Here is a 17,089-nt window from a genome sequence, read left to right as displayed (position 1 = left end):
TCGGAAATAGGAGATTTTTTTGGGATGACATCTACTTTTCTCAAAGTATACTCTTCTATCTCAACCAATTCTCTCCCTTGCTCATCCATAATAGTGATATCAAATTTCAGAGTATCATTCCGATATTTGTCATTTTTAATGGATCTAATGTGACTGTATACTTTCTCAGGTAAAGATTCTCTAAACCTCAATTTTTTATAAGAAAACGGTAAGTAAGCGCTTTCTTCCTTGATGCTCAGAAAACCAACGGCATTATCTAGTAAAGCCGGATGTAATTTATATAAATTAATATCATTGGCAAATTGGCTAGGTATTTCTAGGATAGCTAAACCTTCATTGTTACCGAATTTTGCCTGTTTGAAGTTGTTCCATCTAGAACCAAATTCTATGTATCCTCCTTGAAGTTTGCTCTCCCTTTCTGCATTGGTAATTTCCTGCTCGTTACATCTGGCTATAATCGCTTCAATGTCATATTGATTAGGTAATTCTGTTTCTATAAAGGCTATTTCACCCCTAGCATGTTCTAACCATTTATCTCCCTTAGAGTTTGATTGGCTGATGATAGAGAATTCAAATTTATCTCCCTGCTTTTTCAACAGTGTCCGAACTTCTTTTTCTTCATCAGCTTCTACCACTAAGGGCGTGAGAAAATACACTTCACTGATTTCTATTGGGCGATTTTCGCTATGCTTTTCAAAAGCAGCCCTAGCCATTTCCAGGTAAGCTGTTCCTGGAAGTGTCGCCTTTTCCATGACTATGTGTTCATTCAAAACCCAGTGTTTGATGACGCTAAACTTCGAGATATATATTTCTTGCTCTGAACTCTCCACTATGCATTGCTCAAATAATGGATGGTTTACTGCTTGAAATTGAGGTTTGGCAATCTCTAGGGATGGGGTTAATAGATTTGCGGCTGCGGCTGCCATACCAACTTCCTGCCAAGCAGACCAGTTAATAGATGTAGTAAATATGCCATCTCGATTACTCTTATAGTGAGCAAAAGCGTCAAGAAAAGCATTAGCACTGGCATAATCTACCTGTCCTAATTCTCCTTCAATGGCAGTCATTGAGGAACACAAAACCAAGAAATCTAGCTGAGTATCCTGAAAAATACTATTAATAACTAGCGTTCCCTTGACTTTAGGAGCCAGAACATTTGCTGTCATTTCCGCCGTTTTTAGCTGAATGATTCCACCTCCTGGAATCCCAGCGGCGTGAATTACACCATTGAACTTACCAAAATGCTCCTGCGCCTGAGCGATCGCCCCAAGCATTTGTTCCCGATCAGTGACATCAGCACTCACCACCAAAATTTCTGCACCCAACTGTTCGAGTGTTTGGAGTTTTTGAATCTTGCGGCTAATACTATCTTGCTCACCATGAGCCTTCAGCCACTCTGACCATTTGTCTTTTGCTGGAAATGATGAACGTCCTGTGAGCAGCAATTTTGCTTTTACAGTCTTCGCTAGATGCTCCGCCAGCACCAATCCAATGCCTCCCAATCCACCAGTGACTAAATATACGCCTTTTTCTTGTAGTTTTGGTATTTTTGCAGATGCTGGCTCTAAGGAAACAGGTTCAAATTGTTGTACCCAGCGATGATTTCCTCGGTAGGCGATAACTGAGTCAGAAGATTGTGTTTGTAATTCACTGAGCAACTGGTCTATCAGTTTCTCTTGATGCCAAGATTGGTTTGAGGGACTAACAATATCAATACTGCGACAACTGATATTTAAATACTCTTTTGGTATGACCTTTACAGGCCCAAGAATAGTTGCCTTTTCAGGACAAAGAATTTCATCTCCAGTCACTTCCTGCATGTTGTTGGAGATGACGGCTATTTGCAGTTGCTCGCTAAAATGATGTTTTCCAAGTGCCTGAGCGAGATATAGCAGACTGTAAAATCCTAAATCTTCTGCTTTGCCAACTGCTGATTCTGTGTTACCAATCGGGGTGACATTCCATAAATGCACAATTGTGTTTGGGAATTTGTTTTCTGCTAGAAGTTCTTTGAGCAAAGCATCATAGTCATCTCGTTGTTGGGGATTTAAAGTGTAGTGGCGATCGCTTAGTTTTCTCAACTCTGATCCGACGCTGAGTGCGATCGCATCTCGACCTTGCAGTTTCAATCGTTTCACTAATTCTTCACCCAATCCGCACTCATCGGTAAACACCAGAGTGCAAGCCAAAACCGATTTTTCACTTTTGGGCTTTTCGGGTAGTGGAGAGCGTTTCCATGATGGGACGTAGAACCAGTTGGCAATATCTGACTTTTTACCTGGTAGAGAGGTGACAGGCGTCTGTACATTTGTCTTGACAGTTGCTGCTGGTTTTTGGTCATGAATCCAGTAACGCTGGCGCTCGAAGGGGTATGTTGGTAAGGGAAGACGATGACGGCGCTCATGAGCATAAAATCCCGACCAATCCACATTTACTCCAGATAGCCAAAGCTTGCCTAATGTGTTCAATAAGAACCCTACATCTGAGTGTTTTTCTTGAGGATGTCGTAATGAAGATAATGCGATCGGTTCTGAATGCTTTTTGGCGAAGGTAGATAAAGTATGTCCAGGCCCAACCTCTAGCAGGATGCGATTTGGCTCTTGCAGTAATGCAGAGATTCCTTCCGAAAAGTGAACACAGGAGCGTAAATGTTTCGCCCAATAATTTGGATCTGTGGCTTGCTCTGCCGTAATCCAAGTGCCCGTAACATTGGAAATAAAGGGAATTTTCGGGGGATTTAGTTTGACTTTGCTGACTTCCTTCTCGAATGGCTCCAAGATGGGTTCCATCATCGCAGAATGAAAAGCGTGGGAGGTATGCAAACGCCGACATTCTATCCCTTGAAGCTGGTTTTGCAATGCATCTATAGCATCATCAGTTCCCGATACCACACATAAGGCTGGTGCATTACTAGCAGCTAAGGATAAATTTTCATTCAGTAAACCTCTAACTTCCGCTTCTGGCAGGGGGACAGAGAGCATAGCACCAGATGGAAGTTGTTGCATCAGTCGCCCACGAGCAGCTACCAGTCTTAAGGCATCTTCAACAGACATTACACCAGCTAAACAGGCAGCAACATATTCCCCAATGCTATGACCAATCATCGCCTGGGGAGAAATCCCCCACGACATCCACAATTGAGCTAAAGCGTATTCTATGACAAACAAAGCTGGTTGAGTGATGTCAGTTTGTTGCAGTTTTTCGGCTGCGGTTTTTGACTCCAACTCGTTGGGATAAATTAGCGAACGCAAATCCAACCCCAAATAAGGTTGCAGCAATTGACAGCACAAATCCACCTGTTCTTGAAAAATCGGCTCAGTCTGGTATAGTTCTTTACCCATATCCACATACTGAGCGCCTTGTCCAGGGAACATGAAGACAATGGGGCGATCGCCACTTTCAACTAAGCGAGTGAAAACTCTTTGCGGATCTCGTAAGGCGCTGGCTGCATCCTCGATATCTTGGCACACCAGCACGCGACGATGATTAAATTCACCACGCCCCACTTGCAGGGTATGGGCAACATCCGCTAAGTTCACATCGGGATGTAGCTGGAGGTGATTAGCCAGATTTTCTGTTGCAGTTTCTAGAGCCGAGTCAGTTTTGGCAGAAAGTACCAACAATTGCCAGGGACGAGAAGAACTAGACTGTTCCAGCACTGGCGCTTCTTCTAGAATCACATGAGCATTAGTCCCACCAATGCCCAAAGAACTCACACCAGCACGCCGAGGGGTACTTCCCGCTTTCCATTCTGTGAGGGTTGTATTCACATAAAAAGGGCTGTTGGCAAAATCAATTTGGGGATTGGGTTGCTCAAAATTTAAGCTGGGTGGTATCTGCTGATGTTTCAGGGCTAGAACTGTTTTAATCAGTCCGGCAATCCCAGCTGCTGCGTCTAAATGACCGATGTTTGTCTTCACTGAAGCGATCGCACAAAAGCCTTTTTTGGTGGTATTGCTACGAAAGACTTGAGAGAGTGCAGCAATTTCAATGGGATCGCCTAAAGCTGTACCAGTGCCATGAGCTTCAATATAGTTGATTGTCTCAGGCTCAACTCCCGCCAACATCATCGCTTCGGCAATTACCTCTGCTTGACCATTGACGCTAGGCGCTGTGTAGCCAACTTTACCAGAGCCATCATTATTAATAGCTGAACCTCTAATTACAGCATGGATGCAATCACCATCTGCTAGAGCATCGCTCAATCGCTTCAGGACAACAATTCCTACACCATTACCAATAGTTGTTCCCTGTGCTTTGGCATCAAAAGCACGACAGTGACCATCAGGCGATAATGTGCCTCCGGGTTCGTACAGATAACCCGTTTTTTGGGGTACGTGGATAGAAACCCCACCAGCCAAAGCCATGTCGCATTGATAATTCAACAAACTTTGACAAGCAAGTGTGGTTGCAACTAATGAGGTGGAGCAAGCTGTTTGGACTGTAATGCTTGGGCCGGTGAGATTTAATTTATAAGAAACACGAGTTGTGAGGAAATCTTTATCGTTACCAATTACTGTTTGGTAGCATTGGGCTGAACCCAGGCGATCGCGGTTTAAATCTAATGAATAATAGTTATTGAGGCTAGCACCAGCATAAACTCCAATGCGACTGTCACATCTATTAGAATCATAGCCAGCATTTTCCAATGCAACAGATGCACACTCTAAAAAAATTCGGTGTTGGGGGTCAGTAATTTCTGCTTCTTTGGGATTAAAACTAAAAAATGAAGCGTCAAATAAATCTATATCTTTTAATATGGCACTGGCTTTTACATAATTGCGATCATTTAATATAACACGGTCTATTCCATCAGCAATTGCCTCTTCATCTGTGAATACGGAAATCGACTCTACACCAGATTGTAAATTCTGCCAGAATTCCTCAAGACTTTTGGCACCTGGAAAACGCCCTGCTATACCAATGATGGCAATGGCTTCCATTGATTCAGATGTTTGTGAGCTACCCATCATTTGTTTTTTTCTCTTGCTTGATCAATTGTGCATAGATGGCAGGTCAAAAGCGTCTTATTCGACCTGCAACCCGATCAAATGTGGAGTTTACTTATGGTCGGAGGAGAATCAAACGCTGCGACCATAATTCCATAAGCTCATGAACAATTTCTTGAGCTTTTACTTCTTCAACTTTATCATTGTTCTGAAGGATGTTTTCCACAGTCTCCTCACTGGTTACTGATGTCAAGATACTAAATACTTCTGCTGATACTCCTATCTGAAACTCAAAATTGTAGCTATTACTGATATAGTAGAAATTACTTAAATTTCCATCTGAATTAAACTTCTTATCTTGGTGTAACGAAAAATAAGGGGGAAGTGAAAGTTTAAAAGACAAATAATTCCGCCAAGAGACCTCCTTTTTCTTAATCAAATATTCTCCAACCACGAGATAGTCCAGTTCCGTTGTTAAAAAGCAAACTATTGCATCTTCAACAGAATCTACAATTGGCTCAACATTGTTATTAAATGATGTGTTCAGTAAAACAGGAACACCTGTTAACTTTTTAAATGAGTGAATTAAATCCCAATATCTTTCGTTTGTTTTCCGTGATACAGTTTGTATCCTTGCTGTGCCATCAACATGGGTTACCGCACCTAGAAGATTGCGTTTATCTTCTTTAACATTAACCACAAATATCATGAACGGAAGCTGTTTTTGATTAGGCGGAACTTCAAAATAATCATCAACATCCTCTTCTAAAACAGAAGGGGCGAATGGTCTGTAGCCTTCCCGCTTCTTGATCATTTTGTTAATACGGACTTTGTTTTCATCCGGTCGAGGATCTGCAAGAATACTTCTGTTCCCCAAAGCTCTAGGTCCAAACTCGGAGCGACCTTGTACCCATCCCACAACATAATCATTTGCTAACAACTCTGCCGTCTTTCCAGAGACATCCATCAATTCTTCGATAGCAATAAAATCTTGCCATTGCCTCAATTGGCTCAATACTGAAGGTGCGCTTCCAATATCTGTTCCCCAGTAAACATGCTCCAGTTTGGAAGGCTTCGGAGCCATTGGTTTAGCCTTATAGTAAGCATACAAAGCAGCACCTAACGCACAGCCAGCATCATGAGCCGCTGGTTGAACAAATACATTTTCAAACATTCCGGAGCGCAATATTTTTCCGTTGAGAGTACAATTGTGAGCTACTCCTCCAGCTAGACATAGATTTTTCTGTTTGGTTTCCTGTCTGTAATATTGAATTACATGAAACGCTATATCTTCCAAGGCTTCCTGGAGAGAAGCAGCAATATCCTTATGGACTTGTGTGAACGGCTCTCCTTTTCTGCGCGGCATTCCTAAATCAAAGAGTGAGATAATCTGATCTGTGTGAATAACATAATCTCCGTTCGGCAGTAATGTATAGAATGTTTTGAATAAATTTCTATATCTTCCCGACTCTCCGTAAGGAGCTAGTCCCATCACTTTATATTCGTCGAAGAAAGTATATCCCAAAAAAGGTATAACATCATCATAGAACAAGCCAAGAGATTTTGATTCTGGAAAGTCGGTTATCTGCTCAAGCTTCGACCCTTCTCCTTTGAAGACCACAACAGAAGACTCTTCCCCTAATCCATCAAATGTAGTAATGAGGCTGTTTTCATAACCAGAAAGTATGAACGTGCTCATTGCATGTGCGTAGTGATGTTTTACAAAACAAAGCTTATCCGGATCTACTTCAGAGTGTAATGTCTGGCGTAGAAGCTCCTGAAATAACGTTATCGGTTCAAGAAACGTTGGCACTTGGGCTTTAGCCAAAAAAAGTTTTTTCATGAATAACTCAACCCATTCTTTAGAAAAGTAATAGGCAATTAAGTCTATGTCCTTGAGTTGTATACCATGACTCTTCAAGCACGAATGCAAGGATTGAGCAGGAAACATGTTCGTATGCTTTATTCTATTGAGTCTTTCTTCCTCAATTCCAAAAATTACTTTTCCATTCTCAAGCAAAACGCTCGCTGAGTCATGACCAATATATGGCTCGTCCAGTCCATATAGATTCTCGTTAATGAGTTCTGGACCTCCAGAAATTCCTAGTACTAGCATTTTTTATCCTTGTCTGAATTTGACTTTATTGTATTTGTGTTGAGCTAGATATTTATCCGCATCTGAAGAATATGTTAATTCTGAAGATTACTTTCCATATTATTAATTCACGAGTTCTAATAAAAGGCTTCAAAAAACGGAGGTTGTTAGCGGCTTTAGGTTTGAGGGCAAATGATGATGAAAAGCTTCAACAGCAAGCATTACACCCTTTTCTGCCTGAATTAGTTTCCCCATAGCCGCTGCACAATCCTGCATTTTTTTGTCACTGATGGCAGCTAAAATTGCAGCAGCAAGCCTTTTGGCTGAAAATTGCTTTCGTAGAATTGATATTGGTCCAAGACCTAACTTTGCTACTCTATTCCCCCAGAAAAATTGGTCGGTGATACTAGGAATAATAATTGTAGGAACACCAGCACGCAAGCTGCTCATTGTTGTTCCACAACCACCATGATGCACAATTGCTGCTACTTGTGGGAGCAACCATTCATGAGGAATCCATTGTTTTATATTGAAAACCTCATCTGGTAGTTCGGCATCATCATCCAAACTCTGCACTATAATTCTCTGTCCTGTCAGCGCTAATACTTCTATCACTGCTTCCTTAGTTAGTAGATCCAAATTCTTGTTATTGGTGATGTATACTGGCGGTGTTCCAGCTGATAGAAAATTCACTAGGTTAGTCGGTGCTTGCCAATCTGCTGGTCGGTCTAAAAACCAGTAGCCAGTGACATGAATCCAATCAGGCCAATCAGATGGTTTAGGCAGGACAGAGGGACTATAACTGTAAAGACAGGGTATTTGCTGCTGATGCATCCTACGCACTATACCTACCCAATGGGAGAGACTAGACAAATTCAAGCTTTTCCCTCGCCATTCATTGAGCGACTTACGAAAAAATTGCCAAGAAAGTTGGTCAAAGAATGGATAGCTCAGCCAATTATAGATTCCTCCCAAATCAAATCTACATGGCATATATGGATGAGGAAAAGCATACGTTTGGTGAAGTGGTTGTGCAAAAGCACAATAACTGGGTATACCTAGTTTTTCGACAATCTCATAGATTGGATGTGCGTCTGAGCCAAAGATAATCGCCTCTGTATCTTGGCAAATACGCCAGCACTCAGGTAGAACTTTTTCTTTATACAGTTGCAGTAGCCTGCTTTGATAAATTATTGTACGCAAGGTGGAGTGGATAAAGAGTTCTGGGTATTCGATTTCTTTAACATTTAAGTCAATGGGAACACACTTGATCCCATAACTATTGACTATTTCTTGATGTTGACTATAAGTAGCCAGTTGCACGGTATGACCAGCATGTTGTAGCCCCAAAGATAAGGCAATATAAGGTACTATGTCACCAGATGAACCCCATGTCACAATTGTAATTTTCATAATCAGTTTTCTTAACTCCCTTTTTCTAAGAGTTTATTGCAGCATTTCAGTGCTAATGCTTACCTGAAAAATTTGTATTAATGTTATTTTAAATACAAAAATATCAATTAAAATATCCAATTTATTTTAGTTTATCAGGTAACTTAGATGACTGTAAATTTGCCGGCGAGTATCTTTAAACGCTCTGCGTCCATGTAAAAATCTGGAATTATCAATCATTACCATGTCGCCAGTCTGCCACGGTATCACCCCAGTCAATCTATTCATGATTGTGTTGATTTCATCGATAACTACATCAGTAATCGGTGAACCATCTTCAAAGGTTACTGTCTGGGGTTTTGCTTGTAAATAAGTAACCAAAAATTGTGGCAGAGAGCCAAAAAACTTTCCGAAAGCCGAGCTACTATACGTATCTAGTAAAGAGGACTTTATCTTCTCCCAAGTTCCTTGTTTCTGATACCACGGTATGATGCTATTAGCAAATGCTTCTTTCCCAGAAGTTCTTGTTTTTACTACAGATGAGCAAATATATTCCATATGTATGGATTGATCATCTCTGATAAAGTAATTTATTCCTTCCAACTCAGATAACGATCGCTTCGCATCATCAATAGTGGTATCTGAACCAAAAAATAACTTCCAGCTATCGACATCAAAATCAAACATAAACTTGATCTTTTTGGAAAGAAATAGTTGTTTCGACTGTTCACTTAACTCTTTCCAAACCTGTACACCATCCCAGAACAGAGTTTCACCATTTTCTGCTGCTGGTACAGCACAACAAAACCAAACAACGTCAGGACGAAATGGACTAACTGCATTCTCACAATGAGGAGGAACATAGTCAGTTCCATTGTCTACTAATTGGATGAATTTGTCTGGTGAATCAACAATTTGTCTTTGAGGATCTCGGACATATTTAGAACTAAATTTTCCCGAAAATTCTACCATTTGCTCATAATTCACCCCAAAACCTCGAAAAAGCAGAAGACCAAATGAATTGAACAGGTCTAATATTTCTTGAGTTGGTAGGCTAAGGATGTTTTCGCCTTGAGCGCTAAAAATTATTTTAGCATCGGTAGTTTCAACTGTTGCTAAATTTATCATTTTAGTCATAATTTAAATTTTTTTCTCTTTTGACTCATCAATAATTCTTTTCGCCTTTCAATCGCTTCCATTTGCTTATTTACTCGGTCGCGGACTGGTTGAAATAAAGTCTGTTTTTCTGGTTTCTGATTAAAGTATTGTGTTAATGAGTTGATAGTTGGATTCTGAAACATTTCGATAATGGATATATTACAGTTAATAACTTCTTGCAGTTTGCTGTTAACCTGAACCATTAATAGTGAATGACCGCCAAGGTCAAAAAAGTTGTCATTGACACCCACTTTTTCTAGATGTAGCACTTCTTGCCAAACAGTAGCGATCGCTCGTTCCATCTCAGAACGAGGAGCCACATAAACTTCTTCTAACTCCGGGCGATCGCCATCTGGCACTGGTAATGCCCGACGATCTACTTTGCCATTCGTCGTTAATGGCAGCGCCTTTAGCTGTACGAATACCGATGGCAGCATATATTCCGGTAGTTTTTCTTTAAGAAAGTTTCGGAGATTAGTGGTGGTAGGCGCTATCTCAGTGTTGGCAACAAAATAAGCCACCAAACTCTGATTTTTTGGTAAGTCCTCCCGCATCAACACTACTGCTTCTTGAACTTTGGGATGTTGTCCTAATAAACCCTCAATTTCTCCAAGTTCAATCCGGTAACCACGCACTTTTACTTGATGATCAATTCGTCCCAAAAACTCTAGATTTCCATCTGAACGATAACGAGCCAAGTCCCCAGTCTTGTACAATCGCGCTCCCGGCTCGTGACTAAAGGAATTTGGAACGAATTTAAGAGCCGTAAGTTCTGGTCGATTCAGATAACCTCGCGCTAAACCAGCACCGCCAATATATAGTTCACCTGGAACTCCAATCGGCACTGGCTGGTAACATTGGTCTAATACATGTAGCTGAGTGTTAGCGATCGGTTGACCAATAGGAACTGAACTTGACTCAATTTCATCCTGTGGTACTCGATAAATACAACAGCCCACCACAGTTTCTGTTGGGCCATATTCATTTACCAACATCGTGTCAGGTGCAAAAGCCTTCCAGAAGCTGATGCTCTCTGTCAAGAGGTTTTCTCCTCCGATGATGAAAGCTCTAGTGATACCTGCTACTTCTTTTGACGATAATTGCCCAGAGAGTAATAAGAGTTCGGCTGGTGTGATTTTAACGAGACTCAAGTTTGACTCTTGACGAAGTGCATTTCCCAAAGATTCGATGCTTTGGTCTTCAGGAATAAGTTCTACCTGACGCCCAACTAGTAATGGTGTGAACAGACTTGTGATAGTTAAGTCAAAGGCCAGAGAAGAGTGAACGGTAGTTCCTTTGCCTTGCTCAACTGTATATGCTTGAGTAGCCCAACTTAAGTAATTGAGTAATCCCTGATGAGGAATTAATGTTCCTTTAGGTTTGCCAGTGGAGCCAGAAGTATAGATAACATACGCTAGGTTAGCGGCATCTGTCTTGCAAACAGGGTTTTCTGAAGATTCTTGAGCAATTTTTTTCCAGTTCGAGTCTAGACAAATTACCTTAGTGTTATCAGTTGGGAATTTCTCTATCAACCTCTGCTGAGTTAGCAGTACTGGACTTTGAGTGTCTTCTAAAATGAAGGCTAAACGCTCTTTGGGATGTGCAGTATCTAAAGGTAAGTAAGCTCCGCCAGCTTTTAAAATACCTAACACTGCAACTACCATTAAAGGCGATCGCTCTATACAAATCCCCACCAATACCTCTGGTTTTACTCCCAGCGATCGCAAATAATGCCCTAGTTGATTTGCTTTGGCGTTGAGTTCGCGATAGGTTAATTGTTGGTTTTCAAAGACGACTGCTACTGCCTCAGGTGTTTTTTCTACCTGTGCCTCAAATAACTCATGGATGCACTTATCTTGCGGGTACTCTGTTTTGGTATTATTCCACTCAACTAATAACTGTTGGATTTCCGATGACGTAAGTAATTGCAAATCTGTAATCCGTTGTTGGGGATCGCTAACTATGCTTCCCAATAAAGTCTGGAAGTGTCCCAACATCCGGGTAATAGTATCTGCATTAAATAAATCTGTATTGTACTCGCAAGTTGTAACTAACCCTTGCTCGGAATCCTCCATAAACAATGTCAAATCAAACTTTGATGTCCCGTTGTAACCCTCCTGATAAGTAACAGAGACATCTGACAGTCTGGGATTTGATATTGGCACATTCTGGAGAACGAACATCACTTGAAATAGTGGATTGTAACTCAAGTCTCTATTTGGCTGTAGCTCCTCTACTAACTTTTCAAAAGGTAAGTCTTGATGAACATAAGCCTCTAAAGCTGTAGACTTCACTCGTGCTAGTAACTCCTGAAAACTTAGGTCGCCAGAAAGGTCTGTACGCAGAACTAAAACATTGACAAAAAGTCCTATTAATAATTCAACTTCTGCTCTGTTACGATTGGCGATTGGCGAACCGACTAAAATATCAGTCTGACCTGTATAGCGATACAGCAAGATTTTGAAGGCTGTAAGCAAGGTCATAAACAGAGTTACTCCCGCATGACGGCTGAAATTCTTTAGCTCTTTTGTCAGAGTTTGGGAAAGAACTAATTTCGCTTGAGCGCCTTTGAATGTTTGAACTGGCGATCGCGGCCGGTCAGTTGGTAAATTCAATACAGTCAGTTCACCACTTAACTTTTGTTTCCAATAAGTAAGTTTTGGTTGAATGCGATCGCGTAGTGTGCGCGTAGCGCTCTCGCCATCAAGGCATTGTCGTTGCCAATTGACAAAATCTCTATACTGAATAGGCAGTTCAGGTAGTGGTGTTGGCGTAGCGTCTGTCTGCGACACGCTGCGCGAATGCAGACAGACTTTGCCCGTGGAGAATGCATCATATAATGCAGCTAGTTCTTTGAGCAGAATACCAATAGACCAACCATCTGCAATTATATGATGCAGAGTGACTAATAATTGATAACTTTTATCATCTAACTGTAAAATTTTAGCACGGAAAAGTGATTGAGCAGATAAATCAAACGGCTCCTGTGCTAATTCTGTAGCTAAACGTTGTGCTTCTTGAGTGCGTTCTCTTTCTGAGAGTAAACGCAAATCTTCAACCGCTAAAGTTAAGGGTGCAGGTTGATTTATAACTTGGGCTGGTTGTCCGTCAACCACTGCAAAGCTTGTTCGTAATACTTCGTGTCGGTTAATAATTTCATTAAGACTATCTTGTAAGGCTACTAAATTAATGCAACCTTTTAAGCTAATAACTATAGGAATATTATATGTAGGAGTATCAGGATTTAGCTGATTGATGAACCACAATCCCTGCTGGGCAAAAGATAGAGGCTGAACGGATGTAGTTTTTTCTCGTTGAGTTAGGGATATTGACGGGATCGCATCTGTTGTTATTTGAGCCAGAATCTTAGTGACGAGCGATCGCGTACTCATCCCTGCAAAGAAGTCTGCTACTGATATTTCTACCTCTAAATCAGCCTCAATGCGGTTTTTCAACTCAAACACTTTTAAAGAATCAAGTCCCAGAGCGCTTAATGGTTCTTCAGGACTAATATCATCTGGTGCGATCGCAAGTACTCTCGCTTCTTGTTCAATCAAATATGTTTCTAAAAGCTGTTGACATTCTCTTGGAGAAAGTGCCAAAAGTTCAGAACGCTGTAATCGAGTTTCTTCTCTGACAATATTGCTAATTTTGAGAGTGTTACTGACAACTACACTCAGTTCACCATTCTGAAACTGAGTACGAGTTGCACGTCGTTGAATCTTACCGCTAGAAGTTTTGGGAATACTACCTGGTTTAATCAAAACCACAGCATAAACTTGTACTTCATGTTCTTCAGTAACAGCTTGGCGAATTGCAGATATAACTTCTTCTAAATTTGGCTTGGCGCGAAACTTCAATTCTTGGACGATTACCAGCCGTTCTTCGTTGTTAACTTCGGCTGTAAATGCTGCACTAGCACCGGAATGTAAAGATGAATGACTACGTTCTGCGGTTAATTCTATATCTTGTGGGTAAAGATTTCTACCTCGAATAATAATTAAATCTTTGGCTCTACCTGTAATGAAAAGCTCGCTATTCTGCAAAAAACCTAAATCTCCCGTCCGCAGAAAAGGGCCTACACTAGTGTCTGATAAGTAAGCATGGAAAGTTTCTGCTGTCTCTTGAAGACGATTCCAATAACCTTGACCAACACTCGGCCCAGATACCCAGATTTCCCCAATTTCACCAGGTTTACAACTACTGAGTGTTTCTGGGTTAGCGATCGCCACTTCCAATTCTGGTATGACTCGACCACAACTGACGAAATGATAAACATCCTCATCTTTAACAGATGATGCAACTACTCGATTGGATTCTAATGCAGACTTTTGGACTGTTTTGATAATTGGTGATGTTGCCTTCTGCACACCAGAAACCATCAGAGTTGTTTCAGCCATTCCGTAACAAGGGTAGAATGCCTCTTTACGGAAGCCACAATCTGCAAAAGCTGCTGCAAACCGCTCTAAAGTATCATAACGAATCGGTTCCGCGCCGTTAAATGCCACACTCCAACTACTCAAGTCAAGAGTTTCTTTTTGTTCAGGAGTAATTTTTTGAGTACATAACTCATAGGCAAAGTTAGGGCCACCACTAGTTGTACCTTTGTAGTGAGATATAGCCTGCAACCAACGATAAGGACGTTGCAGAAAGGAAGTTGGAGGCATGATGATGCAAGGAAAACCTCCATACAAAGGTTGCAGTATTCCCCCAATCAGACCCATATCGTGGTACATCGGCAACCACGTCACGAACTTACTTTCTGGAGAATGCTCCATAAATTGGTAAGTTGTGTCAGCATTGTGCAGTAGGTTTCCATGACTAATCATTACACCCTTAGGTGTCCCTGTAGAGCCAGAGGTGTATTGCAGAAAAGCCAAGGTATCTCGATCAATAGAGGGTTCTTGCCAAGCATCTTCTATTCCCTCTGCAAGATTATCAGTAGTCAACCACTGTAAGGATTCTAAGTCAGTCTTTTGTGACATTAAAGACCGCACTATCGGCAGGATTTCTGTTGTCGTGAGAGCGATCGCTGCTTGTGCATCTATAGAAATAGCTTTTATTCTCGGTGTGTTGCGCTCATTTCTAGGGGGATATGCAGTTACAGCCACAACTCCGGCATATAAACAACCGAAAAAAGCAACCAAAAAGTCTAATCCGGCTGGATAAAGTAGTAAAGCGCGTTCCCCAGCCAAACCCAATGCTTGTAATTGAGCAGCTATTTGACGCGATCGCCTATCTAATTCTTGATATGTTAGTGTTGTTTGTTCTGTTTTCCCATCTAACAAAAAGGTAAAAGCATCTCTATCCGGCTGCGTAGAGCTTCTTAAACGCAGTACTTCGACAACTGTAGAAAAGTTGCCAATAATATCCAAGAAGCTATGAGAAAATTTATTCATTTCTATTTTCAACTCAACGCAATGTGCAACTCATTTTGTTATAAGAACATCAATTAAACAAACATACTCTTAAAGAATTCCATAAAATAATTGAGTTTTCCAGCAGAGATTGTATGAGATAAATAATGAGGCGCAATATTAAAAAAAACTGACGACATATTTTTTTGCCAGAAAAAATCTTGAATTTTCAGATCGTACCAAAATGATAATGATATATTCTTATCTACTGCGGTAATATGATGCCACCAGAAAGGAGGTATGTAGAGTATTTCTCCCGGTTGAAGTATAACTTCTATTTTTTCTTGCCAAGGAAACTTCGGAAATAATTCTAAATTTAATAGATCCGGATTTACCTTACTATTAAATCCTACGCCAGAAGGACTCTCAAGAGGTGGATAGAATGACAAATAATTTGAAGGCGGATATAAAAGTATTCTTTTTCTCCCTCGGATTTGAGCAAAAATATTATGTAGTGGATCGAAGTGAAGGTTAGTAGTTGAAGAAAATTTTGTACTTGAAAAACCATACCATAATATAACAAATGCCTTTCTGTTCAAGTATTCTGGATAAGTTACATCTCCAACAATTTCCGGAAAACGCTCTTCAAAATATGCCTCAGATAAATAACATTCTAAATTACGATCTTCTAGATGGTTATTTATATACTCCTTGAGTTTAATTTCTTTTTTAGGCTCATAGCCATCTTCATTAGCAAAGTTTTTATGATCTGACCAAAAATCTTTTTGATAAAATCTTACTGGAACCATATTATCTCCACAGTGTTTTATCAGATAATCATTAGACCAATTCTGACAAGCACCCCAATGTTGAGCAACATCTTCAATAATAAAAGGCTGAAATTGTTTACATGTCTCGGAAAATTGCTTTGTACTAGGCCTTTTAATTTTTAAAATTGACTCACTAGCTTGAATTTGCATATAAATTCCAATCTCCTTATTTTAATTGAAAGTTTTACACTGTTTATAGGTATTGCCATCTAGAATGAATGTTAGGTTTTTATTCATTTATGAATTATCAAAGTAATTTCTTGGTTTATGTCCTTTTTTTACGCCAAGTTAATATTACAGATGTGTCTAATAATCAGTCACTTTTCCCAGTCAAACCCAATACTTATAATTGAGCAGCTATTCTACGCGATCGCCTATGTGTTTTCCCAAAATCCGTTGATTCCGGTTTACTATATAGTAACTTTGTAATTATATTTATTATTGCGAAAGGGATGGCTTACGACAAACAACGCAAAGCCGATCATCTGTTTTGTAAGCATCTCCAAAATCTTTGCTATTATAGTCATTGATTTCTATGAAACCCACATTCTCTAAAGCCGATTTAATTTCTGATAAAAAATAATCTTTTTCTAGTACAGTACTGTCTGAACGCTTCCAAATTCCATTTATTAATTCAAACGTGGTAACTTCAATTTTCCGTATCCTTTCTTCTGGATTGTATTTGGATCTTTCAATATAAACGAATTTCTCATTGACAGTATAACCTTCTAAAAATTGAGGTTCACCGTCATGTGATCCAAGATCCTTGACATTAAAACGATCTGAATCTTGAGGTTCACCATCATGCGATGTGATGTCTGCACTTGCCATGCTGAATACAAACAGAGCATTATCATGCATCGCTGCATATACGTTTTGAAAGACAGTTGTCAATTCATCAAGATTCAGGAAGAAGCTGAAAACGTTTTTTGAATAAACCGCATCATAGGTGGGAGGTGACTTAAAGTTACGTATATCACCAAGGATGAATTCACCTTCAGGTGCATTTGTTCGGGCAAAACGCAACAGTTCCTCAGAAACATCAAGCCCAGTAGTTTGATAACCTCTGATTTGAAGCTGTTGGACTATCTTTCCGTTAGAACAACCAATATCGAGAATATGTGCTCTTTTAGAGAGATGTTTTAACATTAATTCTTCTAAAACTGGGATCACCAACTCTGCATCTGAACTAAGTAAGTTAAATACAGAAGCAATAGGCTCGTGATTTGCATCATTTTTGACTAAAGACATATGTTTGTTTTTTGTGTAAAAGTTTAATATCGAATAATTTAAGAATTATCATTAAGA

General features: G+C 40.1%; 6 protein-coding genes and 2 pseudogenes. All 8 read right to left on the bottom strand.

Annotated elements, in window-relative coordinates; all coding sequences use genetic code 11:
• Positions 1 to 41 precede the first annotated feature (41 nt).
• Positions 42 to 404 (bottom strand): annotated as a pseudogene (locus HWQ44_RS33625) (polyketide synthase dehydratase domain-containing protein); the annotation flags it as partial.
• 159 nt (positions 405 to 563) lie between these two features.
• Positions 564 to 4,943 (bottom strand): annotated as a pseudogene (locus HWQ44_RS19390) (type I polyketide synthase); the annotation flags it as partial.
• Positions 4,944 to 5,064: 121 nt separating this feature from the next.
• Positions 5,065 to 7,065, bottom strand: coding sequence for a carbamoyltransferase C-terminal domain-containing protein (locus HWQ44_RS19385; protein WP_292721808.1), 2,001 nt, complete (start codon positions 7,063 to 7,065; stop codon positions 5,065 to 5,067).
• Between the two features lie 129 nt (positions 7,066 to 7,194).
• A complete protein-coding gene (locus HWQ44_RS19380; RefSeq protein ID WP_292721805.1) occupies positions 7,195 to 8,457 on the bottom strand; it encodes a glycosyltransferase in 1,263 nt (420 codons plus the stop codon).
• Positions 8,458 to 8,583: 126 nt separating this feature from the next.
• A complete protein-coding gene (locus HWQ44_RS19375) occupies positions 8,584 to 9,573 on the bottom strand; it encodes a TauD/TfdA family dioxygenase (RefSeq protein ID WP_292721802.1) in 990 nt (329 codons plus the stop codon).
• A complete protein-coding gene (locus tag HWQ44_RS19370; protein WP_292721799.1) occupies positions 9,570 to 14,993 on the bottom strand; it encodes a non-ribosomal peptide synthetase in 5,424 nt (1,807 codons plus the stop codon). Before HWQ44_RS19370 ends, HWQ44_RS19375 begins: the two co-directional genes overlap by 4 nt.
• Before the next feature lie 53 nt (positions 14,994 to 15,046).
• Positions 15,047 to 15,931 (bottom strand): cupin-like domain-containing protein, encoded by an 885-nt coding sequence (locus HWQ44_RS19365; protein WP_292721797.1) that lies wholly within the window; start codon positions 15,929 to 15,931, stop codon positions 15,047 to 15,049.
• Positions 15,932 to 16,219: 288 nt separating this feature from the next.
• Positions 16,220 to 17,032, bottom strand: coding sequence for a class I SAM-dependent methyltransferase (locus HWQ44_RS19360; RefSeq protein ID WP_292721794.1), 813 nt, complete (start codon positions 17,030 to 17,032; stop codon positions 16,220 to 16,222).
• Positions 17,033 to 17,089: the final 57 nt, after the last annotated feature.

Origin of the sequence: Nostoc sp. JL34 (assembly GCF_017114945.1) — a bacterium.
GTDB lineage: Bacteria > Cyanobacteriota > Cyanobacteriia > Cyanobacteriales > Nostocaceae > Nostoc.
Note: the sequence above shows the minus strand (reverse complement) of the source record. Positions and strands in the feature narration are given on the sequence as shown.

What these genes read in the sequence shown, in the direction of transcription:
- HWQ44_RS19380 (WP_292721805.1), bottom strand. Translation starts at nt 8,457, where the DNA reads ATGAAAATTACAATTGTGACATGGGGTTCATCTGGTGACATAGTACCT.
- HWQ44_RS19360 (WP_292721794.1), bottom strand. Translation starts at nt 17,032, where the DNA reads ATGTCTTTAGTCAAAAATGATGCAAATCACGAGCCTATTGCTTCTGTA.
- HWQ44_RS19375 (WP_292721802.1), bottom strand. Translation starts at nt 9,573, where the DNA reads ATGACTAAAATGATAAATTTAGCAACAGTTGAAACTACCGATGCTAAA.
- HWQ44_RS19385 (WP_292721808.1), bottom strand. Translation starts at nt 7,065, where the DNA reads ATGCTAGTACTAGGAATTTCTGGAGGTCCAGAACTCATTAACGAGAAT.
- HWQ44_RS19365 (WP_292721797.1), bottom strand. Translation starts at nt 15,931, where the DNA reads ATGCAAATTCAAGCTAGTGAGTCAATTTTAAAAATTAAAAGGCCTAGT.
- HWQ44_RS19370 (WP_292721799.1), bottom strand. Translation starts at nt 14,993, where the DNA reads ATGAATAAATTTTCTCATAGCTTCTTGGATATTATTGGCAACTTTTCT.